Annotated in this window: 29 protein-coding genes; 2 read left to right on the forward strand and 27 right to left on the reverse strand. The window is 37.9% G+C overall.

Going from position 1 to position 25,584, the window contains the following annotated elements; translation table 11 throughout:
- Positions 1 to 7: 7 nt before the first annotated feature.
- The 7 genes from ACW6PM_RS04965 to ACW6PM_RS04995 all read right to left on the reverse strand — a co-directional run bounded on the left by ACW6PM_RS04965 (position 8) and on the right by ACW6PM_RS04995 (position 7,400).
- Positions 8 to 910: an ABC transporter permease gene (locus tag ACW6PM_RS04965; RefSeq protein WP_456056408.1), complete on the reverse strand. Its 903-nt coding sequence runs from the start codon at positions 908 to 910 to the stop codon at positions 8 to 10.
- Positions 903 to 1,820, reverse strand: a complete 918-nt coding sequence (locus ACW6PM_RS04970; protein WP_118191222.1) for an ABC transporter ATP-binding protein — start codon at positions 1,818 to 1,820, stop codon at positions 903 to 905. Before ACW6PM_RS04970 ends, ACW6PM_RS04965 begins: the two co-directional genes overlap by 8 nt.
- A 111-nt stretch (positions 1,821 to 1,931) precedes the next feature.
- Positions 1,932 to 2,717, reverse strand: coding sequence for a response regulator transcription factor (locus ACW6PM_RS04975; protein ID WP_456056409.1), 786 nt, complete (start codon positions 2,715 to 2,717; stop codon positions 1,932 to 1,934).
- A 92-nt stretch (positions 2,718 to 2,809) separates the two neighbouring features.
- Positions 2,810 to 4,615 carry a glycosyltransferase gene (locus tag ACW6PM_RS04980; protein ID WP_456056410.1) on the reverse strand — a complete coding sequence of 602 codons (1,806 nt, stop codon included), beginning with the start codon at positions 4,613 to 4,615 and terminating at the stop codon, positions 2,810 to 2,812.
- Between the two features lie 42 nt (positions 4,616 to 4,657).
- Positions 4,658 to 5,497 carry a glycosyltransferase gene (locus ACW6PM_RS04985; RefSeq protein WP_456056411.1) on the reverse strand — a complete coding sequence of 280 codons (840 nt, stop codon included), beginning with the start codon at positions 5,495 to 5,497 and terminating at the stop codon, positions 4,658 to 4,660.
- 8 nt (positions 5,498 to 5,505) lie between these two features.
- The gene (locus ACW6PM_RS04990; RefSeq protein WP_456056412.1) at positions 5,506 to 6,276 is read right to left on the reverse strand and encodes a lysophospholipid acyltransferase family protein; all 771 of its coding nucleotides are present in this window, start codon (positions 6,274 to 6,276) and stop codon (positions 5,506 to 5,508) included.
- Positions 6,277 to 6,356: 80 nt separating this feature from the next.
- Positions 6,357 to 7,400, reverse strand: coding sequence for an N-acetylmuramoyl-L-alanine amidase (locus ACW6PM_RS04995; protein ID WP_456056413.1), 1,044 nt, complete (start codon positions 7,398 to 7,400; stop codon positions 6,357 to 6,359).
- 183 nt (positions 7,401 to 7,583) lie between these two features.
- Between ACW6PM_RS04995 and ACW6PM_RS05000 the strand changes: the two genes are divergently transcribed.
- Positions 7,584 to 7,748 carry a hypothetical protein gene (locus tag ACW6PM_RS05000; protein WP_456056414.1) on the forward strand — a complete coding sequence of 55 codons (165 nt, stop codon included), beginning with the start codon at positions 7,584 to 7,586 and terminating at the stop codon, positions 7,746 to 7,748.
- A 161-nt stretch (positions 7,749 to 7,909) separates the two neighbouring features.
- Here ACW6PM_RS05000 and ACW6PM_RS05005 read toward each other — a convergent pair whose 3' ends face one another.
- From ACW6PM_RS05005 to ACW6PM_RS05040, 8 genes are all read right to left on the reverse strand, one after another.
- Complete coding sequence (locus ACW6PM_RS05005) at positions 7,910 to 8,371, reverse strand: hypothetical protein (RefSeq protein WP_456056415.1); 462 nt, start codon at positions 8,369 to 8,371, stop codon at positions 7,910 to 7,912.
- 130 nt (positions 8,372 to 8,501) lie between these two features.
- Positions 8,502 to 9,338 (reverse strand): hypothetical protein, encoded by an 837-nt coding sequence (locus tag ACW6PM_RS05010; RefSeq protein ID WP_456056416.1) that lies wholly within the window; start codon positions 9,336 to 9,338, stop codon positions 8,502 to 8,504.
- A 328-nt stretch (positions 9,339 to 9,666) separates the two neighbouring features.
- Positions 9,667 to 10,149: a hypothetical protein gene (locus ACW6PM_RS05015; RefSeq protein ID WP_456056417.1), complete on the reverse strand. Its 483-nt coding sequence runs from the start codon at positions 10,147 to 10,149 to the stop codon at positions 9,667 to 9,669.
- 52 nt (positions 10,150 to 10,201) lie between these two features.
- Positions 10,202 to 10,366 carry a hypothetical protein gene (locus tag ACW6PM_RS05020; RefSeq protein WP_308668928.1) on the reverse strand — a complete coding sequence of 55 codons (165 nt, stop codon included), beginning with the start codon at positions 10,364 to 10,366 and terminating at the stop codon, positions 10,202 to 10,204.
- A 151-nt stretch (positions 10,367 to 10,517) separates the two neighbouring features.
- On the reverse strand, positions 10,518 to 11,108 hold the full coding sequence (locus ACW6PM_RS05025; protein WP_456056418.1) for a hypothetical protein: 591 nt from the start codon (positions 11,106 to 11,108) through the stop codon (positions 10,518 to 10,520).
- Positions 11,109 to 11,394: 286 nt separating this feature from the next.
- Positions 11,395 to 11,865 (reverse strand): hypothetical protein, encoded by a 471-nt coding sequence (locus ACW6PM_RS05030; RefSeq protein WP_456056419.1) that lies wholly within the window; start codon positions 11,863 to 11,865, stop codon positions 11,395 to 11,397.
- Entirely contained in the window at positions 11,862 to 12,323 is a 462-nt protein-coding gene (locus ACW6PM_RS05035) for a DUF3990 domain-containing protein (protein ID WP_456056420.1), read from the reverse strand. Before ACW6PM_RS05035 ends, ACW6PM_RS05030 begins: the two co-directional genes overlap by 4 nt.
- Before the next feature lie 132 nt (positions 12,324 to 12,455).
- Complete coding sequence (locus ACW6PM_RS05040; RefSeq protein ID WP_456056421.1) at positions 12,456 to 12,650, reverse strand: hypothetical protein; 195 nt, start codon at positions 12,648 to 12,650, stop codon at positions 12,456 to 12,458.
- A 246-nt stretch (positions 12,651 to 12,896) separates the two neighbouring features.
- On the opposite strand from ACW6PM_RS05040, the gene ACW6PM_RS05045 reads away from it, so the two are divergent.
- Positions 12,897 to 14,570 carry an AAA family ATPase gene (locus ACW6PM_RS05045; protein WP_456056422.1) on the forward strand — a complete coding sequence of 558 codons (1,674 nt, stop codon included), beginning with the start codon at positions 12,897 to 12,899 and terminating at the stop codon, positions 14,568 to 14,570.
- A gap of 86 nt (positions 14,571 to 14,656) precedes the next feature.
- Here ACW6PM_RS05045 and ACW6PM_RS05050 read toward each other — a convergent pair whose 3' ends face one another.
- From ACW6PM_RS05050 to ACW6PM_RS05105, 12 genes are all read right to left on the reverse strand, one after another.
- Entirely contained in the window at positions 14,657 to 14,821 is a 165-nt protein-coding gene (locus ACW6PM_RS05050; RefSeq protein WP_015516843.1) for a hypothetical protein, read from the reverse strand.
- Positions 14,822 to 14,843: 22 nt separating this feature from the next.
- Positions 14,844 to 15,182 (reverse strand): hypothetical protein, encoded by a 339-nt coding sequence (locus ACW6PM_RS05055; protein ID WP_012741815.1) that lies wholly within the window; start codon positions 15,180 to 15,182, stop codon positions 14,844 to 14,846.
- A gap of 547 nt (positions 15,183 to 15,729) precedes the next feature.
- Positions 15,730 to 16,119, reverse strand: a complete 390-nt coding sequence (locus tag ACW6PM_RS05060; protein WP_015516841.1) for a hypothetical protein — start codon at positions 16,117 to 16,119, stop codon at positions 15,730 to 15,732.
- A 95-nt stretch (positions 16,120 to 16,214) separates the two neighbouring features.
- Positions 16,215 to 17,456 carry an Ig-like domain-containing protein gene (locus ACW6PM_RS05065; RefSeq protein WP_456056423.1) on the reverse strand — a complete coding sequence of 414 codons (1,242 nt, stop codon included), beginning with the start codon at positions 17,454 to 17,456 and terminating at the stop codon, positions 16,215 to 16,217.
- Between the two features lie 14 nt (positions 17,457 to 17,470).
- Entirely contained in the window at positions 17,471 to 18,601 is a 1,131-nt protein-coding gene (locus ACW6PM_RS05070; protein ID WP_456056424.1) for an HlyD family secretion protein, read from the reverse strand.
- Between the two features lie 7 nt (positions 18,602 to 18,608).
- On the reverse strand, positions 18,609 to 19,085 hold the full coding sequence (locus ACW6PM_RS05075; RefSeq protein WP_456056425.1) for a hypothetical protein: 477 nt from the start codon (positions 19,083 to 19,085) through the stop codon (positions 18,609 to 18,611).
- A gap of 39 nt (positions 19,086 to 19,124) precedes the next feature.
- Positions 19,125 to 19,388, reverse strand: coding sequence for a hypothetical protein (locus tag ACW6PM_RS05080; protein ID WP_308651427.1), 264 nt, complete (start codon positions 19,386 to 19,388; stop codon positions 19,125 to 19,127).
- A 256-nt stretch (positions 19,389 to 19,644) separates the two neighbouring features.
- Positions 19,645 to 20,031 carry a hypothetical protein gene (locus tag ACW6PM_RS05085; RefSeq protein ID WP_456056426.1) on the reverse strand — a complete coding sequence of 129 codons (387 nt, stop codon included), beginning with the start codon at positions 20,029 to 20,031 and terminating at the stop codon, positions 19,645 to 19,647.
- Positions 20,032 to 20,129: 98 nt separating this feature from the next.
- Positions 20,130 to 22,364: a peptidase domain-containing ABC transporter gene (locus tag ACW6PM_RS05090; protein WP_456056427.1), complete on the reverse strand. Its 2,235-nt coding sequence runs from the start codon at positions 22,362 to 22,364 to the stop codon at positions 20,130 to 20,132.
- A 253-nt stretch (positions 22,365 to 22,617) separates the two neighbouring features.
- Positions 22,618 to 23,907 carry a sensor histidine kinase gene (locus ACW6PM_RS05095; RefSeq protein WP_456056428.1) on the reverse strand — a complete coding sequence of 430 codons (1,290 nt, stop codon included), beginning with the start codon at positions 23,905 to 23,907 and terminating at the stop codon, positions 22,618 to 22,620.
- On the reverse strand, positions 23,904 to 24,593 hold the full coding sequence (locus ACW6PM_RS05100) for a LytR/AlgR family response regulator transcription factor (protein ID WP_308651433.1): 690 nt from the start codon (positions 24,591 to 24,593) through the stop codon (positions 23,904 to 23,906). Before ACW6PM_RS05100 ends, ACW6PM_RS05095 begins: the two co-directional genes overlap by 4 nt.
- Before the next feature lie 118 nt (positions 24,594 to 24,711).
- Positions 24,712 to 25,578 carry an ABC transporter ATP-binding protein gene (locus tag ACW6PM_RS05105; protein WP_456056429.1) on the reverse strand — a complete coding sequence of 289 codons (867 nt, stop codon included), beginning with the start codon at positions 25,576 to 25,578 and terminating at the stop codon, positions 24,712 to 24,714.
- Between the last annotated feature and the right edge of the window lie 6 nt (positions 25,579 to 25,584).

The following is a 25,584-nucleotide window of genomic DNA, read 5'->3' on the forward strand; positions in this document are numbered from 1 at the left end:
AAACACATTATATATCCCTGCGTTTAAACACACCGTACACTGCAATCAGTGACACCACAGCCCACACAGCGGCTACCGCAAATGCACCGCCTACAGTCTTTGCAGATGCACTCAGGTCAAGCTCAGAAATCTGATTAACAATAAGGTAATCATTTATATCAAAGTTCTTTACTCCGATTTTTTCAATAAGTATATTGATTCCACTGAAAATCAGTGTAAAGATACCTGTACACATGCACACAGCGATAATCATACTGATTACATTGTTTTTTATAATGATTGCCATTGCCATGACAAAATATACAAACAAAAGTGTGACCACATACTGGCTGCCAAGCATCTTAAATAAGTCTGCTGCATCTCCGAATTCTGCTCCATGCAAAAACAGCGGAGTCGCAATACACTGGACAATCACATCAAGTGCCATAGCCACAAGGGTAAATACCGAAAGCGCTATCATCTTTGAAAACAGCAGCACTCCACGGTTCTTCACCTGTCCGCCTACGCTCTTTATATAGCCGCTGTTTAGGTCTGCTGTTGAAAAGAGCACCGTAAATATCGCAAGTAAAAGTGCCAGGTCAAGCCCCGCTATATCGCTTTCAACCATATCTGCTATGGTCGGCACCTCATCTGACGTGTCGGATTCGTCTACTTCAAGCCCGACTGTTGCCGTTGGTCCATTCGACGATTCCACTGATGCTGTATCGTATTCATCTGCTATCTCACTGTCCGACTCACTTACCATAGTGACCTCATCAGTTGTTTCCACGATGCCCTCTGCCGCCATGCTTCTGACAAGAGCTGTCATACCGCTCATAGCTATTGCGAGTGCCATAGCTATTACCAGTATAACATAAGCTGACTTTGTATGTATCAGTCTGTAAATATCCATTCTTACCGCATTAAACATTTGTCGCACCTCCTGTGATACTAAGGAAATATGTCTCAAGCTCCATTCCTGTGACCGCCAGCTGTGCCACCGAAACTCCCGCTGTGACAAGTGCTGTATTTAAGGCGGCGCTGTCATTCAGGCGCTCATAGACATCTATATGATTTTTGTCCACTATCATGTAGTGCACAAAGCCCATCTTATCGAGAACAGGCACTGCTTTATTTGGATTGTCCACTGTCAGTGTAATCTTCTCACTGCACTTGGAAAGCAGCTCCTCCCTGGTAATTTCCTGAAGCAGGGCTCCGTTATTTATAATGCCGTAATCTGTGGCAAGCTTTGAAAGCTCCTCCAAAATATGGCTTGAGATAAACACAGTCATATCCTGCTGTGCACACAGATTCTGAATCGTATCACGCACCTCTGCAATTCCCTGTGGATCAAGTCCGTTGATAGGCTCATCAAGCACTAAAAGGTCAGGCTCTCCAACCAGCGCCATACCGATTCCAAGCCTCTGCTTCATACCGAGTGAGAAATTTTTTGTCTTTTTCTTTCCCACATTTAACAGACCTACCTTATCAAGTATACCCTCTGCATAGCCCTTTTTACTGATTCCGAAGAGACGACACTTCATCTCGATATTTTCCTTCGCAGTCATGTTTGGATATACACCCGGTGCCTCAATCAGGCAGCCCACTCTTGAGCGTACCTTTGATAAATCATTTCCCGTGTATCCAAACATGGATATCTCTCCGCTTGTCGGCTTTGCCAGACCACCGATCATTCTCATACAGGTAGTCTTGCCGGCACCGTTTCTGCCGATAAATCCATAGATTGCACCCTTTTTGATGTGGATATCCACATTGTCAACTGCCTTCTGGTGCCCATACTGCTTGGTCAGTGCCTTTGTCTGCAATAATATTTCACTCACAATTAAATCTCCTTTTCTTGTATTCCTTAGCAACCCTTTAAATATAATATAAATGTAAAATCCTAATACAACGCTAACAAAAAGTAAAAAAAGAGTAAAGCTTGTTTACCTTTACTCTTTCATTTTGTAGCCTATTCCCCACACGGTCTCTATGTATTCGTCATCGGTCAGCTTTTTTATCTTCTTTCTGATATTGCTGATGTGCACATCAAGAGTCTTTGTCTCGCCCATGTACGGCTCATCCCAGGCATATTCGAATATGTCCTCCTTGGCAAACACCTGTCTGGGATGCGCCATGAGAAGCTCGAGTATGGAAAACTCCTGCTTTGTAATGCCGTCAACAGCATTATCTGCCACGTAAAGCTGTCTTGAAATCCGATCGAGCACAAGCTGTCTGTGCTCTATTTTAGCGGGACCCGCTATGTATGTATTTGCAGTATCTCCCTGCCCGGTCTCATTTTCTGCTTTTGTCTGGTTTTCTCCCGCCTTGCCCGACTTTGAAGGCACATCTGCCACCGCATGACGCAGCTGCACAGCCACTCTGGCAACGACCTCCTTTATCTCAAACGGCTTTGTGATGTAATCATCAGCACCTGCCACGAGCAGATTGATTTTCTCATCCAGCTCATCCTTTGCCGTAAGGATTATCACCGGAAGTGACGCATCCATCTGCCGTATCCGTGCCAGAAGCTCCTCCCCTGAAAGCCCCGGAAGCATCAGATCCAATAGCACAAGCGCATAAGCTTCCCTGTCCAGCTTAAGTAAAAGCTCTCCCTCTGTGCCTGACCATGCCTGCCTTGTCCTATATCCGGCTTTTGAAAGCGCTGTCGCAAGCAGATCATTGATGTCCTTATCGTCCTCTATTATGAGTATCTCCCCGGATTTATTATCAGTCATAATATTCCCTTTCTCTATCCATTGTACCACTTCTATAATAACACTTCTATACTGACAAAATCATGCCGGACGCATTTATCTCACTATACGTCCTATTCGTTTGAAGCCGCCTGCTCATCGCATGTATAGGTAAGCTTCTTCTTGTAGGTCTCTTCATAAACCGCTTTCCATGCCTCGTAGTTCTTATCAAGCATCTCCTTTGCATTTACCGCCTGCTTCTTTGACGGATCCGGATAGATTGGCTCACAGAAATGCACTGTGTACTCCTGCACATAAAAACCATCTGCATCAATTACATCGCTGTCACTCATAGTGATAAACACCGGAAGCACCGGCTTATTATTCCTTGCAGCAAATGTGAAGGCTCCCTTCTGAAGCGGTCTTGGCTTTCTGTAGTTCCACCACATGCCCTGCTCCGGATAAACAAGCACAAACTGTTTCTTCTGAAGCACACGGTCCACCGCCGTAATAAACTTCTCCATGGTCTTGAAGTTTGAGCTTAGAGGCAGCGTGTTGCAGTGCCTCATCAAAAATCCGTAAAAGCCCGGAAAGCCCGTGTAATTACCCTCTCTTATGACACGATACAGCTTTTTCTTTTTAAGCTTTCCCTGCTCAAACGCAAGTGTGATGGCAAAGCTGTCAAATGCATTGAAATGATTGCATGTAATCACGGCTCCGTCAGCCACTTTCTCAAGATTTTCAACCCCCTTATACTCCTTGATGATAAGCTGTTTTTTCTTGATCAGCAGATTTACAAACCATCTGGCAAGCTTAAACGCATACTTGGTCTGTGTCTTGCTCTTTAAGCTCCTTGACAGATAGTTGATATCCTCCGGCAAAAGCGGCGGCGCCGGTGGATTAGCCTGCGCATCCTCTGCAAAGCGCCCTTCCTTTTCCAGCTCTTCAATGTGCTTTAAAAGCTCAAGCTTTTCCTCTGAACGGTGTGTATTTGTCACCTGACGCAGATAATTGTCCTCCCTGTTGATTTCCGATACTGCAAGCTCAACGAGCTTCTCTCCCGAAACACTGTCCACATATCGCTGCTCATCTGTATAGCTTTCAAGTCCCTCTTTTATCTCACCATAGCTTGATGTGTACTTTGCATATTTCCAGAAATACTCTGCCAGACGGCAATCCTTATAGTGCCATGGCTTGGCAGCCATATTGAAATGGAACAGCCCAACCTCCTCGACAGGACATGCCAGCTCACCAAACACCTGTGCATTCCACTTCGGCTCCATGTAAAGCACCTGGTCCTTGCACAGAATATTCAGATAATCCTGATCCTGCGCCACAACAAACAGATACACATGCAGCAGCTCAAGAAATTCGTCAAGCAGATGATTTTCCCTGAACTGGCTGCAGTTTATGAGCATTACTCCGGCATTAAAGTATTTCTCACGCTTTACACCAAGTACCTTCTCCACATATTCACCGAGTATTTCATTCTGCGCCACTACCCTGTCAGGGCACACACCCGCATAGAGCCTTCCAAGCCTGTGGTCATACATCTGTGAAATGTCACCGACCACTATAGTGTCACTGTCGATATAAAGTGCCTTTCTGTACTGTGGAAACATATCAGGGATAAAAAGCCTGAAATATGTCGTATTCGAATAATAATCCCTGATTGGCAGCTTGCCTGCAATAGAATTCATCTTCTCTGTCACATCAACAAAATCAATATCAAAATCAGCGTCAGCCATTGCCGTCACACGGCTCTGCGTTGCAACCGAAATTCCCATGTGTAGTATATATATGTGATATCTGCGGTCTCTCGATGCATTTTCCATGATAGACTTTATGGACACCATCGTGTACTTCACAAAGCCCTCATCGCATGCAAAAAATATTGGTATTTCCCTTAAGCTTTTAAGATTCAATTCTTTTATTTCCATTTCGTCCGATTCTCCCTGTTAGTATTGTACTTTTTTGTAAAACTATTCCAAACCACCGCATTCGGCGTATTTCTTTTTCAGATAAATATACTCAAACAATATATCGTCAAACCGGTCATACTTAAAAATCCTGTGAACCGCGCTGACATTCCACTGCTTGATATTGGCAGTATGCGGATACGGCAGCCAGAAAAGCCTCTTTGAAAAATGTCTGACTATCGTGTGGTCGTGCAGGAATTTTTGATCGTTGAAGCGCTGTGGCAGCATTTTCTTGCGTGTGGTGCTCTTATATATTGCATCCTGATCCGCAAACAAAAGCTTTTTCGTCTTAATCAACGCCCTCGCCTTTTCAAAAAGCCCGGTCTGTTTTATCTGCTTCATATTTAGGAGCAATACTCCAGCATTGATATAGTTTGGATTTAGCAGATATTTACCATAGTGGTCTCTCGCAGCCGCATATTCAAAGCCTGTCACATCTATATCATATAAAAGCTCCGGCTCCCTGTTAAACAGGATATCTGCGTCCAGATAAAGCAGCTTGTCCGGTATCTGCGGTATTTTGTCCGCAAAAAGCCGAAGCAGCGTATACGGTGAGCAGTACGCTCCCTCGTTCGGACACCCCGAAAACTCACTCATATACAAATCAGTCACATCTATTTTTATGACCTCATTGGCTTTATTGTAGCTCTTTGCCACATCATCCAAGAATGCAATCTGCTCATCTGAAACCGGAACAAAATCAACCCTCAGATGCGACACATCCATCGTAAATATATAAAAGCGGTACGACTCATCTGACCTTGTGCGCATGAATATCGAAAGCATACACGTCAATATGCCGTCAAATACCTTTATATTTCCCGAAAATAAAATGTTTCTCATAAAATCCCCTATTTCTTAATATACTTCGCAAGCTCTATCGTATTTAACTTACTCCGCTCCACCATGGCTTCATATACCCGATTTCTGAGTGCCTCCTTGCGCGCCTTTCCCTTAAGACTCTCATCCGGGTAAAAGGGTCCGTCAATATATGTGACGATGCGCGGCTTATGTCCGTGTTTTCTCTTCTGGTAGGTATTCGTAAAACACATTACAGGACACTTAAGCTGCACCGGATAGCGGAACGACGAATCCGTAAACGGACGGATTTTCGTGTAATACGGCCATATATGTGCCTCCGGGTATATCATCACACATTTGTCCTGCTCTATCTTTTTCGATATCTCGTCAAGAAAATGCTTCATCGCCTCGCGGTCATCCGGCAGCGGAAGCGCACCCAGATACGGTGTAACATGCCCGAAAACAGGCATCGACACATTATTAGGATGGACTATCACATACGTATCCTGCGGATTGGATACCATGGTTGGAATCAGTGCATCCGCACCTGCGTTGGTATGATTGCCGTACAGGAAAAAGCCCTTTCCCCTTACAGCCTCCATTTTCTCAAGGCCTACTATCCGGTGACGGAATTTAAGCTGCAAAAACAATCGTGCTATAGGCTTTGCTATAATTTTATACCAAAAGAAGTGCAGAAATCGCCTTCCTGCACTATCCATACTGTAGTCATAGTCTGCGTCTATCTTTTTTGCCTTGATTGAAGCTGAGGAAAATTCATCCTCCAGCTCGTTTTCGTAATAATATACTCGCATGTATGACATTTTACTATTATTCGGTTGTTTTTGCAAACTTTAGTTTAGGGCAAATCCAAAACCAAAAATCAACTGCAGCTTTTTATATTCTAGAAATATCCCTCGACTCCCTGCACCAGTCCGTCTGCCAGATTTTCAAGTGTGGCATCGCTGTGGTCAGAGCATGCGTTGCCAAGCTCTACATCCACTGACGGAACTGTACTGTATGAGGTCTGTGTCAGGTCTATCGCCATAGAGCCATTACCGTTTATCTTTGCTCCATGAGCGCGCAGTCCTTCTATCAGGCTTGCCCCAAGTGCATCATGCTGCTGCCAGTGCGATGCAACCGGCTCCATTCCCTTTATGCCGCCCGGCACTGATATGTAAAAGCAGCCCTTATCGTAGCTTAGTCCGTCCCCATCCCAGTGCAGCGCAATATGACAATCTGCCGCATTATTGCAGATAACAGTACGTGCCACATTATCGAGCTGTACATCGCTTCCGTCTCTTACCATAAGCACATCATAGCCTGCCGCAAGCAGCTTGTCCTTTAGTATCTGCGCCATGCGAAGTGTGACAGAGCTCTCCGGTGTACCGTCATTAAAGGACATACCGCCTGAAACTGCTACCGCTTTTGTTGCGCCTGCGCCTGTTGTACCGCCTGTGGTCTTTGCCGAGCCATCCGGATGACAGAGTGTCTTTACGGATGTGCCTCCGCTCGTTCCGTGTCCTGCATTGACACCTACTACTATATTTTTGCGGTTTGCTGTTGCCTTGTACATGACCGCACAGCCTGAATTTATCGCTGAATGATCTGCATACTGCCATGAAGGATTTAGTGATACCGATTCTCCATTCTCATAGGATGCTCTTTCTACATACTGATATGAGGAATTATTTTCACCTGAATCGTTCTGCTCCTCGTCCGGCTGTTCGGCAGTCTGTTCTTCCTGCTGCGCTTCTGTCTGCTGTGTTTCTTTTGCGGCCTCTGTTACCACCTCTGTCACAGCTTCTGTTTCCGTAGGCATCTCAACCTTCTCTGCAGCCTGTGTCTCTGTTGCAGGCTCTGTCGGTGTATCCTGTGCTTTTTTGCCGCATGATGCGAGGGTAAATATCATCATGCCTGTAAGTAATATTGCTGTAAATCTTTTCATTTATTAAAGCTCCATTTTCTTTTTCTTACATTATAGACAAACCCATGATATTGTTCAAGCATTAGGCTACATTACTTTCACTGCTATATCGATTTGTGATTAAGTATTTGAAATCCATCACATTATATTGTAATATATGTATATAATAACGTCAAAATATTACTAGGAGGATATCTGGTTGTAATGGATATTGAAACGTATGACCAAAGGGAAAAACAGTTAGAATTACGTGAAAAACTTGTTGAAATTGAAGAAAGACGCCAGGCTGGAATAAAAGATACTCCCGCCCGCGATTTTTTATCTGAATTAAGGGAGATTTACAACAGTAATCGTACATTGCCTCTTTGAAAAAAACAAATGTATCTACTCCAATCAGGAATAATATAATTTCAAAACCATGCATACATATATTTATATCAGCATTTTTTGAAGAAATTCACAAATCACTCCCAAAAGTGAAAGCTATCCTGGCAAGCCTATTATTTTCTTTCACCCCTATCTGTCAATAGTTAGCTGATTCTCAAATTTTGTCTAACTGATTCATAAAACTTAAACAATTGAATGTCTTTATTGTCTATTCCTTCATCCAAGTCTTCTGAATATAACAAAAGGGAGCTTTTAGATGTGTTTTTCATGTCTATATGCAAACACAATACATTTATAAAAAAATAATCGAAATAATGAATTTCACATTTTATTACATCTTGATATTCATATTTATTCCCGTTAATATAGAAGAAATCTTCATATATCTCATACTCAAATTCCTTTATGAATAATTTCCTTGTTGCTTTTTGATAAATATATGCTATTCCTACAATCATAAGTGCATTCATAAAAATAAATGGAAATCCATTTATATTCAAGCACAACCTATTAATTGAATATTCCTCAGCAAATACTAGCACAATTAACACCAAGAAAAATATAGAAAATCTACCAAATAAGTGCTGTATTTTTATCGTTTCCATATAATACCTCATACTTTTCTATAAAATCCAGTTATAGTCCATTATTTTCTCAAACTTATTTTTTAAGCTATCCTAAAAAACAAGAGTATTCGTGTATACAGCTTCGTTCATTTCATATGTCACATGGTAATTATATTTTTCTTAACAAATCACGAATATTTAATAGATATAAACAACATAAATATGCGGATAGTATTAAAACTTGAAATCGAGCAGTATCCCTTTGAGTAAAAACAAATATATTTATTCCTATAACAAATGACACATCGCAAACTATTTCATAAACAAAATTAGATTTAATTACTTTTAATCTCGCAAAATTAAAAAATAAAAATATAAGATTCAATATAACATAAACCATTACAAAATTTATCCCAAATTTGTATTCATCAGTAAATATATTTATTATATCTATAATAAATTTCCCACCAAAAAGAAGTATTGCCCAAGACGCAGATAATGTAATCCACAAATATTTCTTTATATTATCATCACACTTAATCGATTTGTCTCTATTTAAAAACATAGTGATTCGATTATATATATAATTACGTATATCCGTTTCCGACACAATAACACTTTTTCTATTGTTAATATCTATTTGATTATTTTCTATATTTACTTTATGCAAAAAACAAATCCAGGCTATCAAATTTATAATAATAATAATAGACGCTATATTTTTCAAAAAAGCAATCTCAAAAAAGTCATTCAATATATTTATTCTGCATAATAAAATAATAAATAAAATGCTATACCACATGCAAAACTCTATTGTTCTAATATGCTGTTTTACATTTATTAAAATCATTAAACTAAACAATAAACATAATAATGATATAAAGTCATCTACGTATTTGACTTTAAAACACTTATAAAATGCATTATAAAATGTTAATATATTCACACCACTTATTATTACACTTGCTATTGTTATATTTCTGTTAATACAGTTTTCTCTTTTCATTGACATAGATCCACTTTCTAGAAATAAACAAAATTATAATTGAACCAATAACCAAAATATGGGATATAAATAAATTATCATACAATTCCAATATATACTCCAAAACAAACATATTGATTAATAATCCTATTAACCAAATAGTAAAATGTATAATGTACTTTCTCATAATTATCTCCATATTCCCCTTGTTTTGTCCGGTAATTCTCATTAAAAAACAATCTCTATTTTTTCTTTCTTACTCATATTCATACATGTGTACCTACCTTCGTTTGTACGATTTTTTTATGAAAAAAATTGTAAAGTAGTGTTTATGAATTAAAACATCATATTATTCATACTTATATTTTGTTATAAGAACAATATTGAAAACAATCATTTCAAAAGCCCATACGTTCAAAACAAAATATGAAAAAGTACGTTCTATCAATGGCAATCCCAAAAACATTTGAGGATACAATAATCTTACAGCTAATACAATAAAGAGTACCATCACACCCATCAGCGCCCGTCCTGCTTTCAACATTACCTCAATTTTATCAAGAACTGTTAATTTATCAACTTTCCTATAATTCCATTCACTTTGGACAATTCCAATTAGCATTCCACCGAAAATGCTAAACGGATAATATGGATTCCCTCCACTTAAAATCAATACCGCTACATTAATCAAACTAATCACAGCTATGACAAAATGAATGATTTTTCGATTCCATCCGCGTAGGCGAAAAAATAATGTGTATTCTCCAATCAAAAAATTAAGCGGAATCAGAATAGTAATAAGCCCAGATTTTTCAAAATTTAAATATTCCATATATTTGCACTCTCTGTATCAATCAATATCTCTTTTGTACAAATTTTTAATATTATTTTTTTCTATTATCATAAACACTAAATACTTGAGCTATTAATGCAAGCAGCATAATAATAAACAGCCCTATGCTATTTCCATATAAAAATATAGTAAACGCCTGTATTGCAACAACTACCCAGTTAATTATTAATAAAATAAGTTCAAGATTTTTTTTCATTTTCATTTCCTCCTAATTCATTATTTTCTAATATATCAGCATTTTTTGAAGAAATTCACAAATCACTTCCCAAAAGTGATATCAATGCACTTATCAGAATGTTGAAAGCAAAACTTTCTAAAAATACTCTATAATAAACTCAATTGCTTTCTTAATCATAATTATCTTCATATCTCTTATAGTTATTTGTGGCAAATCTGGCCAACCATGTATCAGGCGGTAGTGTCCATAAAATCACCAAAATCCACACTATGATACCAATAGCCCTGTAAATACCACAAAGCTCTGTGCAAGGTGCAATATCCAGACACGCAAATACAGAAAAAATACCACAAATAATAAATGCAATACCAAAATACACTAGCCAAAAATTATTTTCCCAGCGATTCTCAAAGAAAAACCCTTTTATTTTTCTCCGCTGTAATATAAGCAATACCACACCGGCTATAGTCATCGCTATATTAGCCGCCTGATATACATATATTCCCAATATAAATGCAAGTAGTATCGCAGAAATAAAGACTCCGCATATTCTTGCTCCGGCTATGCCATCACTTGACACTTCATCTTTCATTCTGCTCACAGCACCTTTAATCTGTATTATAAAAAATACCAAATAAAACATAAGACCGGCTATCACAAGTCCAAGCCATTTGGGCAAGCCGAAAACTGCTTCTCCTATAAAGCAGCCTATTGCCAAAACACATAATTGTATGAATAAAATTTTTAAATTATTCTTCATATTCCCCCCTTATTTTGTAACGAATGGTATTCAACAAATTTAGCAAGCTTATTTTTTAAGCCATCCTAAAAAACAAGGGTATTCGTGTATACAGCTTCGTTCATTTCATATGTCACATGGTAATTATATTTTTTATCTCCTTTTATTGTCTCAACTGCACGAAGCTCTTCTATTATTTTCGAGTTGAGTATAGATGACTGCTACATCTGTTCTTCGTTTATCTTCTTATATGGCTGCTTGAATATAAATACGAGTACAATACTTATGAGTGTCATTCTTTAGTGTATTAGAATCCACCATTCTGATATGCTCGTGCAATCACATACGATGGCTCATAAAATGCACTACAGTTGTAATTATCAATCACATCACAGATTTCATTGTTATATACCCTGATTATCCCATCTACAAAATCTTCTTTTGAATTCAAGGTATCTATTATCAGACGCTGATATACTGCTCCCATATCCAAAGGCGAAGGAATAATTGAAGCCATCTCTTTGTCAACTTCTGTAATGTCATAATCTCCGTTCTTTAAATCATAATCACTTATCCAGTCTTCTTCTACCTTCAATGGATTTTCACAATGCAATACATTTGCACAGCTAATCAAATGATATAAACCATCTCGTCCGATTGTATTTACGACATACTTATTTTTCTGCTTAATGTGTCTTGCTACACGCTCTATCATATAACATACAAAATAAAGGTCATTCGATTCTATATCTTCGTCTGGGAAGTACTTATTTTTCATAATGCCTCACTCCCTTCAAAAGTCAATGTTTTCAGTGCGGTTTCTGTACAGAACACAATCTGATGGGTAGGATAATTAAATCTTACCAGCCCCCAGAATGCATCTCTTGGGATTCTGCCATCAATGAATCCTTCCACAAAATTCCAGATCTGATCGTCTGCCATAGGGCCTTCCACAATGTCATAATCATGTTCAATTCCTCTTCTGCAGTCTGCGACAAAATCAAGCCACTCATCAGTCATCTCATTAAATGTCAATATATTCAATTCTGTGTTTGGCGTATATTTATAATGATTTACTACAGATGCACATTTTCTTGTCATTGCCCACCGCTTTGCCTGTTTTTCAAAACTGGTGCAGTAAAATCCATATCCAAAATCCTTGTAAAAACCATTTTGGAGAATACGCGGAATCGAAACTTCTACATTACTTCCATGATACACAATATTCTTTTCCATCTGCGTCCTCCTATTCTTCCATGCTTGTTAGCTAAAACCTAATAACATTTTATCATCCTAATACCAAAAATTCAATCTATTCCAGCTTGTTCTGCAACCATAAATGTATGAATGGTATGAAAAGCAAAACTTTCAAAAATACTCTATAATAAACTCAACTACTTTCTTAAACTTTCCTTGAATAATCATTCCAATAATTCCCACTATAACAATAATTATTCCTATATAAAACATAACATATGAATCAATAAACCATGTTGTTATTTCCATTATCACGCATCCTATGACAAAAATCATTACTGACAAATTAGAAATTATTTTTTTCATTTATCCTCCTTATTTTGTCCGATAATTTTCATTAGAAAATAATCTCCATTCAACTTTTGTTAACTTCTTTATATCCTATAATTATCTATAGCTCAATTATAGACAAACTCACAGTATTTTTCAAACAAAATAATTATAACCATAAATGCTCTAAATTTTAGATAATCAATAGAAATTGTAATTCCTCTAAAAATCAGTTATACTATATGTGAATGTATTGAACATATTTTAACTGGGGAGGCTCGCATGGAAATATTAAAACTGCCTGTTGGAATTGATAATTTTGAAAAAATACGCCGTAATAATTTTTATTATATTGACAAAACAAAGCTTGTCGAACAGGCTTTACATAATTGGAGTGAAGTAACGCTGTTCACCCGTCCAAGGCGCTTTGGAAAGACTCTTGGCATGAGCATGCTGCGCTCATTTTTTGAGATTGGCACTGACAAATCACTGTTTGACGGATTATATATTTCACAGAATAAAGCTCTTTGTGATGAGCATATGGGCAAATATCCTGTGATATTTCTTACGCTAAAGGGTGTTGAAGGGCTAACCTTTGCAGATGCAAAAATGATGCTAAAGTCGATTCTCTCCACCGAAATGGACAGACATTACTATCTCAAAACAAGTGATGCACTTACTGACGAGGATAAAGCATACTTTGTAAAGATGCTTACAGGTACGGATGAGAATATAAATGACAGCCTCCGTAAGCTGTCACAATTATTATATAAGCATTATGGCAAAAAGGTAGTCATACTGATTGATGAATACGATGTGCCACTCGACAAGGCATACCAGAACGGCTACTACCATGAGATGGTCTCACTCATCAGGGGCTTGTTCGGACAGGCGCTAAAAACCAACGATTACTTACAGTTTGCTATTTTGACAGGCTGTCTTCGCATATCAAAGGAAAGCATATTTACAGGATTAAACAATTTTAAGGTGCTCTCCATCATGGATGCACGATTTGATGAACAGTTTGGCTTCACCGATAGCGAGGTTGAGGAGCTTTTAGCCGCCTACAATCTGGATTCACATTTCACGGAAATCAAGGAATGGTATGACGGATATCACTTTGGAAATGCCGATGTATACTGTCCGTGGGACGTGATAAATTACGTGGATCTGCTCAGATTTGAGCCTACTGCAAAGCCGCAGGATTTCTGGTCAAATTCTAGTGGAAATGCTCTGGTCAGAAGATTCATTGACAAAGCCGATGTCCAGACCAAGGATGAGATTGAGCGCCTGATAGCAGGCGAATACATTGAGAAAGAAATATCCCAGGAGCTGACCTATGATGAAATCGACAAAAGCATCGCAAATCTATGGAGTGTGCTCTTCACCACCGGTTACCTGACCAAGCAGGGCGTGACTGATGATGGCAAGGTGCGTTTATCAATACCAAACCGTGAGATAAAAAACCTTTTCATCAAAAAAATCCGCGAATGGTTCAGCGATACAACTGCAAATGACGGAAAGACACTTGAACAATTCTGCAATGCATTTGTGGATAAGGATACCGAAAAAATAGAAGAGCTTTTTGGCGATTATCTCTGGAATACAATAAGCATAAGGGATACCGCAGTTGCCAAAGATAAAAAAGAAAATTTCTACCACGGTATATTGCTCGGTCTGCTGGGCTACAAAGCAAGCTGGCTCATCAAATCAAACACCGAATCGGGCACAGGCTACAGCGATATCCTCGTTGAAGTTCCAAACAACCGAACCGGCATCGTGATAGAGCTTAAATATGCCGAAAACGGCGATATGGATGCAGCCTGTGATGAAGCACTGAACCAGATTGAAGAAAAATCATATGTGGATAAGCTGAAGCAGGATGGCATGCGCAATTTCATTAAATATGGAATTGCATGCTTTAAGAAGGATTGTAAGGTTGTGGTAAGTAAATAAGGCACGCATTTAAACAGGCGTAGAGAGACTAGCTCCACGCCTGTTTACTATTCTTTTAATACACATTTTGTAAGTCAATATATTAATTATTTCTTTCTATTATCATAAACACCAAGTACTTGTACTATTAATGCAAGCAACATAATAATAAATAAACCTATACTATTTCCATATAAAAATATAGTAAATGCCTGTATTGCAACAACTACCCAGTTACCTACTAATAAAATAAGTTCAAGGTTATTTTTCATATCCATTTCTCCTAGTATTTTACTACATCATATCATATAACTGATTTTCCAAACCAAGCATAAAGACGGTACCTGCAATGGTACCAGCCAGTCCCATACGGCTAGCAGTCCCAATTACAATTGCTCTAGTCTGCCATTTCCACTTAGACCATTTTTTAGCAGTATTTATGCCAGCATGATATAATCTTTTACCACATACCGTTCCTCCAGCATATGTGGCACCATATATGGTTATTACCGTACCAACTATAGTTGCTACTGTTGTTACAGCTATTCCTCCTTCCGTATAGCACATCTCCTCTTCATCCATTACAGCATAACTGCTTGGGAGCACCAGTGCTCCATCGTAACACATATCCATATATGTGTACCTCCTTTTCTCTTTGTTTTATTTTGCCATTCCCGTCTGCAGACAGGCCTGACTCTATGTAAAGCTTTTACATACAAAAATTAATCATCTATGTGTAGCTCATTACACCTTTATCGTTCGATTCCACTGAATCTTCACACTGTTTTTCTTTTATTTCACCTTCTCTGATAACAAAATTTCCCTGCTGCATCCCTGATCTCATCAAGAGTCGCACTCTGTCTTGTAACACTTATATTGTCATAAATACTTTTTTTAATTATCTTCACAACTATAATTTTTTCACTTTCTTTTGTTTTCTAAAAAATAAACTAAAACTGCATATATAATCATACAAAATAAAAATATATATTCACATACCGAATACTCACTCAATGTAATGAAATGTGAATTAACAGCCGACAATAAAAAAAACTGTAAAAACAAAACAGAACCAGCAAAATGTAAAATTTTTGTATTTTTCTTTATTGTTATAAATAAATTAATAATCATATAAATCAGTATTGCAATTGACACATAAATTATTTTGCTCATAATCACCTCAAGAAACAGAAAACAATCCAAACGGATTGGATGTTGTTTTTAATGTAAATTTTCCTTTTTTTGCCATACAGTATAATGCCTGAAACCCTGCACTATACATTTGACCTCCCAATGCCCCACTTCCATACATTATTGCTACAGTTGCTGCAATTCCACATATCCAAGCAATTGGACCTCCGCCTATACATCCTCTAATAATTGTAACTCCTACAGCTTTACCCATTCCAGATAAAAACAAACCAGCCGATGTAAGTGCAACAGCTGCTGCCCATCCTTGATTTCCTCTATAAGTTCTACTTCCACCCCCTTCTGTATAAGTCATTTCCTCTTCATCCATTACAGCATAACTGCTTGGGAGCACCAGTGCTCCATCATAACATAATTCCATTTTGTTTTCCTCCTGTTCTCTTCTAAACATTATTTTTCTGCCATGTCTGTTTGCAACCGGACACGACTTTATGTAAATCATGATTACATACACCTTTACCAGAACCAGTATCTTCTCTTTACCGCCACATACACAGCTATTCCTGTAATTATGCCGATTCCACCTGCAATCAGTATATATCTGACCGCTACGCTGCCCTCTCTGATGGGCTTTGCCGTAATCATATACTTTCCTGGTGTGCTTAAATTAAGCCCGCTCATATCTTCTGTACTCACAAGTTCGTATTTATGCTTTACGTTATTATATAGATACAGATATTTTCCTTTTACATCATCTATGTGCAGTGTCACTTCTCCGCACAGATACTCTCCATCGTTGAGATTGAATTTTATGCAGTCTCCTGTCCTTTCGAGTTCTATATCCGTATTAAGTTCATTTTTATAATTTACTATCTTTTTTCCGTCTATTATGATGCTGTAGCCGTCTCCGGTCACTTTCATCGATCTGCCTGCTGTGTACAGTTCATATAGCATCTGTTCACTTATTACAGGTGTTTCGGATACATCAGTATTTTCATCAAATGTCTGTTCACTTGTATTTTCTGCGTCTGTACTATCTGCTGCCGGCTCAGCCACAGAACTTTCCGTATCTCTGTTTACGATTACCGACACTGCGCCAGACAAATCCCCATTTGAAACTATTATCGTAGCTGAACCTGTCTGTTTTGCCGTTACCACACCACTGCCCGATACTGCTGCAACTGATGTGTTGGTTGATTTGTATGAAACCGCCTGCTCTGCCTCTGCCGGAAACACAGATACGCTCAGTTTAAATGCCGTTCCCGGCTTCATTACGAGATATTCTTTATTTATATTTATTCCGGTGGTTTTTACTTTTACTGTCAGATTTACCTCTTTTATTATACTTCCGGCAGATACATATATGGTAACATATCCTTTTGAGATACCCTTTACTTCACCTGCTGAAGTCACAGTTGCTATATTTATATCAGATGAACGGAATGTTATCGTGCTTTCCGTGGCATTCGCCGGAAGTGCTGTGGCTGTAAGGTTTATTGTCTTTCCTACTTCCACTTCCTCCTCATGATCTGATATCTCGATATCCGTTACCGGTATATTCTGTCCCGTATCCTGTACGTCTGTTTTGTCTTCCTTGTCCGGTTCCGGTGTTTCATCCATATCCGGTTCTGCATCATTTGCCATATCGCTTTCTTCCGCTGTCACTTCTGCAGCATATACCGCCATCGGTAAGTACTCCATTCCCAAAGCCAGTATAAATATAACTGCAAATATTCTTATTCTGTTTCTTAACTTCATAACCTTATCCCATGTCATTTTCCGGTTTTTATTCCGAGTTTCTCAAGCACATAGTTAAAATATGTGACTTTATCATACTGTATCCTTGCAGCCGCAGTCATGCCGTTAGTCACGTCTACCTTGTCTCCCTCACGGCTCAGCACATAATCCTGGTCTAGCACTATCATCACTTTAAATGCCCGGCTTGTTGCTCCATCCTGCCCTTCCTGTGTAGTGACATTGCTGTCTATCCGTGATACGCTTCCGCTTATCGTCCCATAGACATTCTGGGACAGACCGTCCATAACCACCTGCACTCTGTCTCCCTCATGCATTCTGGCCATATCAGATGTGGAAACATATGCTTCGAGATATCTCTGCGAATTTTCCGGTGTGATTGTTGCCACAGTGGTCGTTGTCTGTACAACCATTCCGCTCTTATAATTACCCAGCATATGAAGCACGCCTGATGCTGTTGCCTTTACTTCATAGGAATCCTGTCCTCCCGATACTGCCGCAAGCTGCGCATCAATTGATTTAATCTGCTGGTCCGCCTCTGCGATCTTGGCTTCTGCCGACTGTATTGCAGAATAATAGACTTCGTCTATTTTCCCCTGATTTGTCTCAAGCTGTGACTGAATCTGCTCATCAGTATATCCATATGCCTGATACGTTGACACATCAACCTTATTCTGTTCCACCTGTGATTTGTAGGTTTCAAAAAGGCTCCAGTACAGACCGTCATCCGCTTTTGTCTCGTCAAAATAATTGGTATCGTCTTTTATTGATTTTATAAGAAGACTATACTGTGATATCTGTTCTTCATATGATTTTCTGTTGTCTTCAAGCTGTGTCTGCTGCAGATCATAATCAGTGCTTTTAATTGTAAAAAGCACATCCCCGGCTTCCACAAGTGCGCCCTCTTCCATGTTGCTGTCAAGAATCTCACCCGTATAGCTGCACATGACGTAATTTGACTCATCATTCGTCACAGTTCCCTGCGCCTGTATGGTATACACCTTTGGTGTTTTTATACTCCATACTACTGCCACAATAAGAAAAACGGCTACAACTGTTATAAGTATATAGCCGAATGCCGGCGGATTTTTATCAAACAGCAGTCTTGATTCCCTTATTTCATCTAAACTCTTTACTCTTTTGCTCATATTTCTTTTATTCCTTTACAGGCATGAATACATCCGCAACCATGGTTTCATCCTCTTCATTCCTGTCCACATAGATAGTATAATTGCAGCCTTCAAGCTCTATGTCATTCTCAAATGCATAAACTCCGAGCTTGTCATAGGCAAATTTCAGCTTATCCTCCGGTCCGATATAACGTGCATAGAGACAGTTCTTTACACGTAAAATGGAATCCATCTTGTAAGGTGGTTCTACGTTATGGATGAAGTTGTCTGTCTGAAGCATAAACTGCATTTTAATATCTACAGCTCCGTCATCTTTAATTTCAAAACTCGTAGCCTGAATTAATGGCCCAATCTGTTTTGCTCCATGAGTTTGTATATAAGTATTCAATTTATTAATTTCAATATCAAAGAGTTCATCCGATTCAGATTCTAAATCCACCTGCACAGATAATACATTTTGAAGTTTTAAAGTTTTATTTTCCGAAAGAGTTATTGTATTCATATGCTATCCTTCATACTATTTTATCTCTGTTGTTTACAACTATACTGTAATAAATGTAATTACTAACATTATTAAGATCAGTAAAAAAGTAAAAAAAATAATTGCATTATTTTTTTCTTTTACTCCTGTGTTTTCTTTTCGGATAACAAACGATGAAATTAGTGTTATTAAAAGTCCTAAAAACATTGTTATCGTTACAAACCCTGAAACTGTATGATTAACACACATACACACTAACATATATACGATTGACAATAATTGAATTATTAATCCAACATACATAATTTTATTCTTCTTTTTCATTTCTCCTCCTTATTCTATCCAATAATTTTCATTAGAAAATAAAATGTGTTCGTTGCATATCTAAATTAAATAAGTTTCAGATATGAACAGTCTTTTACATCTTGTGTTAAAATAGTGTTTTAAAGGTACACCTTTTCCTTCATAGCTTATTCCCACTGGAAAAAATCGTATAGAAATTTTGGAAATTCCTATATATAACACAAAATATTCAAAAAAGCTGAATATTTTGTGTTATAATCTAGTCAATATAAATTATCTATGCTTTTCCATAAGACACCCCCGTTACAGCAATAGCAAATGTTATTGTTGTCATTTTATACTTTGTAGTGGATTTTTGACTTTTTTGACTAAAATAATTATATGCATTTCTATATTCATTTCCAACAAATCCACAATATCCCGCACCTATCCCCGAAAAAACTGAAATTGGAAGACCTGCACCTGTCGCAGCTGCTGAAGCCGCAGCATATGTATACCCAATAGCTAGTGAAAACCAGCTAGCCATTAGTGCTCCAGCCTGTGTCTTCAGTCTTTTGGCAGTTCCTTTTATCGTACTTGTACCACCTTCTACATAGCACATCTCTTCTTTCATCCTAGCGTAGCTTGATGGCATTACTAATGCTCCATCGTAACACATATCCATATATGTGTACCTCCTTTTCTCTTTGTTTTATTTTTGCCATTCCCGTCTGCAGACAGTCCTGACTCTATGTAAAGCTTTTACATACAAAAATTAATCATCTAAGTGTAGCTCATTACACCCTCATCATCATCAAAATTCTCAGCAAGATGTTCATCCTTATCTGAGTCTTCTTTGATAACAAAATTTCCCTGCTGCATTTCCCACAGTCTGTAATACAGTCCTTTCCTCTCAAGCAACTGCTGATGTGTTCCCTGTTCTACAATTTTTCCTTTATCCATTACTATTATCTTGTCACAATTTTTTACTGTTGCAAGCCTGTGCGCAATAATGAGCATGGTCTTTTTTCTGAATTTATTGTATATCATATCGAAGATTATATTTTCCGTTGCAAAATCCAGATTACTTGTGGATTCATCCATGATATAAAACTGATTTTCCTTTAGAAATGCTCTTGCAAGTGCAATTCGCTGTTTCTCGCCTCCACTCAGACCATTTCCTGCTTCCTCAAGATAAGTATAATACTGCATCGGCAGTCTCTTTATGAATTCATGGGCATCAGCGGCTTTGGCAGCCTCTTTTACCTCGTCAAGCGTTGCACTCTGTCTCGTAACTCTTATATTGTCATAAATACTTTTTGAAAAAAGCTCTATATTCTGTGGCACATATGATATCGCATGACGTATATCGTCATTCTTATATTCTGATATATCCATCCCATCTATTGTTATATCCCCCGCCTCCGGCTCATAATATTTGAGCAGCAGCTTGGCTATTGTAGATTTTCCGCTTCCGCTTGCCCCCACAAGTGCCACTTTCTGTCCTTTTTCTATTATAAAGCTCACATCATCCAAAGCCGGTTTTCTGTTTCCGTATCTGAAAGTGACATGATCAAGCTTAATATCACCATCTATACTTGATATTTCCTGATACTGTCTCTCGCTTTTCTGCTCTCTCTCATAATCCATGATTTCAGAAAGTCTCTTCATTGAAATATTTGCTTCCTGAATGGATAACTGAAGGCTTACCAGATTGCCTATAGGATCCATAAAGTATCCCGCAAGTGTGTTAAATGCCATGAAGCTTCCAAGCGTCATGTTGTTATTTATAACCTGCATTATTCCTACATACAGAAGCACCAGATTACCAACTCCCGATATAACACTCGATATTGTTGACTGCACATTTGAAAGCATGCCCTCTTTATAACTTATCCTAAGAGATTTTATGTATTCCCGCTCTATGCTTTCGAGCTCTATATCCTCATTGGCATTTCCCTTTATTGTCTCAACTGCGCGAAGCCCTTCTATTATTTCCGAGTTGAGTATGGATGACTGCTGCATCTGTTCTTCGTTTATCTTCTTATATGGCTGCTTGAATATAAATACGAGTACAATACTTATGAGAGTCATCATTATGATCACTGCAAAAAGCTTCGGGTTCATCTGAAAAAGTATTACTCCAGTTATCAAAGCCATTGATATGTCCATGATCAGTGATAATGCTATACTGGTAAATATGTCTTTTATGGTAAATGCATCCGAAAATCTGGTTGTAATATCACCTGTCTTACGGCTCGCAAAAAATTTCATCGGCAATTTGTATATATGTTCAAAATAACCAAGCATAAGTGGTATATCAATTTTTATGGACAGATGCATGAGAATCCACTGTCTCACAAAACTTACAAATGTAGATGTCAGTGATATTCCAAGAAATACCGCAAGCATCATCTTTAATACATCTTTTTGCTGATACGGAAGTATTTCATCATATATTATATTGTTAAAAAGTGATGATAAAATTCCCAGAAGTGTAACCAAAAGTGATGCTACAAGCGCATATATAAACAGCTTCTTCTGTGGAAGCAGCAACTTTATATATCTGTCGAATAACTTCGTTCCCTTTATCTTTTCACGCTCAAACTCACTATTTGGTTTCAGCAGGAGCATGGCCCCTGTAAATTTCTTATAAAACTCGTCTATAGTCAGTCTCTCAAGATCCTTAGCCGGATCACCTATTATCACATACTTTTTTGTGATTCTAAATATCACTACAAAATGCGATAAGCCTTCCTTTGTCACGATATTTGCTATAGCCGGTAATGTATATCTGCTAACAAAACCCTCTTTATCTACTTTTACAGCCTGACAGTTAAATCCAAGTTCTTCTGCACACTTAGACAACCCTATAAGGTTTGTTCCTTTCAGGTCTGTTCCCATCATGTCACGTAATTTTGTAATTGTTGTCTCTTTTTTATAGTGCAGACAGACCATGCCCATGCAAGCTGCTGCACAGTCTGTTGCATCATGTTGTTTTATGAAAGTATATCTCATTTATCATTCCCTTTATCAATTGTTCTAATGAAATTCTATCCCATAAGAATTTTTGCTATCTCTTCCCATAATCCCCAGCCACACACGGCTACTTTATCATAAATTAAAAACATGGTATTTGTCCTCCTCATTTCTGAGATAAAAATAACATGACAAATACCATATTTCAATAATAACCCCGTGAACGTTGCACTTAACCCCGCGAATGAAACAAATCAACGATATCACATTTTCTGAAAAACCCATAATATTGTTAAATATTGGGCAACAGTACCTTCACTTTAAACATTTCTGCCGATGATTCCCAATAAAATTTACCATTATTTTTATTAATTGTATCCTTTACATTTTGTAAGCCATACCCATGACTATCTTTTTCTTTTTTGGTAGTATCCGGCAATCCATTATTATTTACAAATGTTTGATTTGATGCACTATTGCATAGCTCAAGAACAAAATCATTTGATCCGGTATAGAATTTTACTGAAAGATATTTTTCTCCCTCAATATGCTGTAATGCCTCAACACTATTTTTCATAAGATTTGAAAAAATAGTACAAAACTCAACATCACTTATCGGTAGTTGTTCATGTATGGCTCCTGAAACAGTGACCTTTACATCCTCTGACAACTGACTCACATAGCGATTTAATAGCGCATCTATAATTGTATTTCCAACACTGTAGCAACAATTATGTATTCTTTTCAATTCTATTTGTATATCATCAATATACCTTCTTACTTCATCTAGTTTTCCCTGTTCTGCCAATTCTCCTATACACATAATATGGTTAGATATATCATGCCGAAATTTCTTTGTATTCTCTTCCTTTTCTATCACTGCCTCATAATAGTTTTTCTGAGTTTGCTTTAACATTCTTTCAATCTCAAGATAGCTCTTCATTTTCTGGTTCATACCATATATATAAATCAGTACTAAACCTAATATAACAATACCCAACATAGACATTGCCGACAAAAGCTGTATCATTTTCATGTTTCCCATATTATTATATTTTTTTGATAAAATATTCAGTTCTGCAATGGTCAGTGGTATTGCAACCGCCATCATAACAATGCCTGCATACATGATCCCCGTTCCAATTTGTTCCAGCCTTGTATTTTCAACCTTACTCTTGTATCTCCTAATCACATAAATACTTCCATAAAGTGATATGGAAATCACATTACTTATGAGCCATCCTCTTACGCTTTTAATCCCGGATGACGCAAATAGTTTCATAAACAATTCAATAACATAATCCATGTAAAGAATCAAAAAAGTCAGTTTCACAAAACAGGTCACCCTGCTCCACCGTTTTCCACCCATTGTTATAAATAGGATAACAAAAATAATAGGTAAAACCATAAATGATAAAATCTCTACCTTATCATTAATACTCACTGCTAAAATTGTCATGCTCAGTGCTACAATTAGTCCAACCCTGTATCTTTTTATCAGGCTTATGTTAAACACAGCCTCTCCGGCTAAAATATATTTTACAATTTCTAATAATAAATTTATAAAAAGTACAACTCTCATACCAAATGTTCCCTATACGCAATCTGGAATTCTTTCTTTCTCCTTTGGGATACCCTTTTTATATATCCATGAATGAATATATTTCCCTTTTCATATTTTTCTATTTTATCAATATTGACTATACACTGCCTATTAATACGGAAAAAAGTTGCTTTCTCCAACTCCTTCTCCAATTCTGACAATGAGCTTTCTTTCCTGTATCTTCCTTCTTCCAAAATAAATTCTATCGAGCTTTCAACAGCTTCTATGAAAAAAATATCCTTGCACAATATATTGTATTTTTCTCTATTTCGATATACCTCTATTTTCTTTGTTCCACCAAGCGATATAACCGCATCCTGCAACACTTCCCGGATTTCATCAATTTCAAAGGGCTTTGTAATAAAGCGAAATGTATTTATATGAAAGGCTTCCTTAAACCTGTCTACTCTGCTTGTTGCAACAATAATTTTACAGTCTTTTCCATTTTCACGAAGTTTTTTCCCAGTCTCTATCCCATCAAGCTTCGGCATCTCTATATCAAGAAATAGAATATCCGGTTTTTTACTGTTATCTAATAGTTCCTTACCACTATAAAAGCATTCAATCTCCGCTTCTGTATTCGTTTCTACTAAGCATATGCTGACTTTCTTTTTTAGTATTTCGCATACAATCGGTTCATCGTCACAAATACCTATTTTTATCATTTTGTATTATACCTCTTGAAATTATCTATAGCTCAATTATAGACAAACTCACAGTATTTTTCAAACAAAATAATTACAACCATAAATGCTCTAAATTTTTAGATGATTTGAATATGTCTTAAATCCGCGATATCACAAGCCTTCCATCCTGCACATCAACCTTGACCTTATTAGACTCTATCCCCGCTGCCTCAAGCATCTCATCAGTGAGTTTTATCCTGTGTGCCTTGTCCAATACCGTATATTCCATTGCAGGGTGTTTCTTCAATTTCTCCGTACTTACCTTTCCGTCAGATATAAGCACTGTGCGGTCTACACGGCCTGCAAGTGCCATATCGTGTGTCACTATGATGATGGTTATACCAAGCTCTTTGTTCAGCTTATGAAACAGCTCATAGATTGTATCAGCAGTCCTTGTATCCACGGCTCCGGTCGGCTCATCCGCAAGCAGTATGTCCGGCTTATTTGCCAGTGCCACCGCTATCGCTGCGCGCTGCTGCTCTCCTCCAGATAGCTGAGCCGGAAGCTTATCCTTATGCTCCTGTAATCCCACTGCATTTAACAATTTAAGGGCATAGCTTTTATTATTATCCTTGCGCTTTTTTATAATTTCTCCGTGTTTTAAATTATCGGTATTACCTGCATTTTCAAACATCATCACTGCCTCGACATTCTGCAGCACAGTCAGGTATGGGAACAGATTTTTGGCACTTTTCTGCCACACAAAGCCCACCTTGTCCCTGCGGTATCTCACCATTTCAGCTTCTGAATATGTGGAAATATCTTTTCCGTCAATAGTGAGTACTCCAGCCGTTGGAGTTTCCAGTCCTCCTATCATATTTAGGAGCGTGGATTTTCCACTGCCGGATTTTCCTATTACCGCAAGCATCTCCCCTGTTTCCACAGTCAGGTCAAGCCCCTCCAGTGCCATCACCTTTTTATCGTCTGTCTCATATATTTTTACCAATCCATCGCAGTTTATCATCTGGTT

It is taken from the genome of Agathobacter sp. (assembly GCF_977054825.1).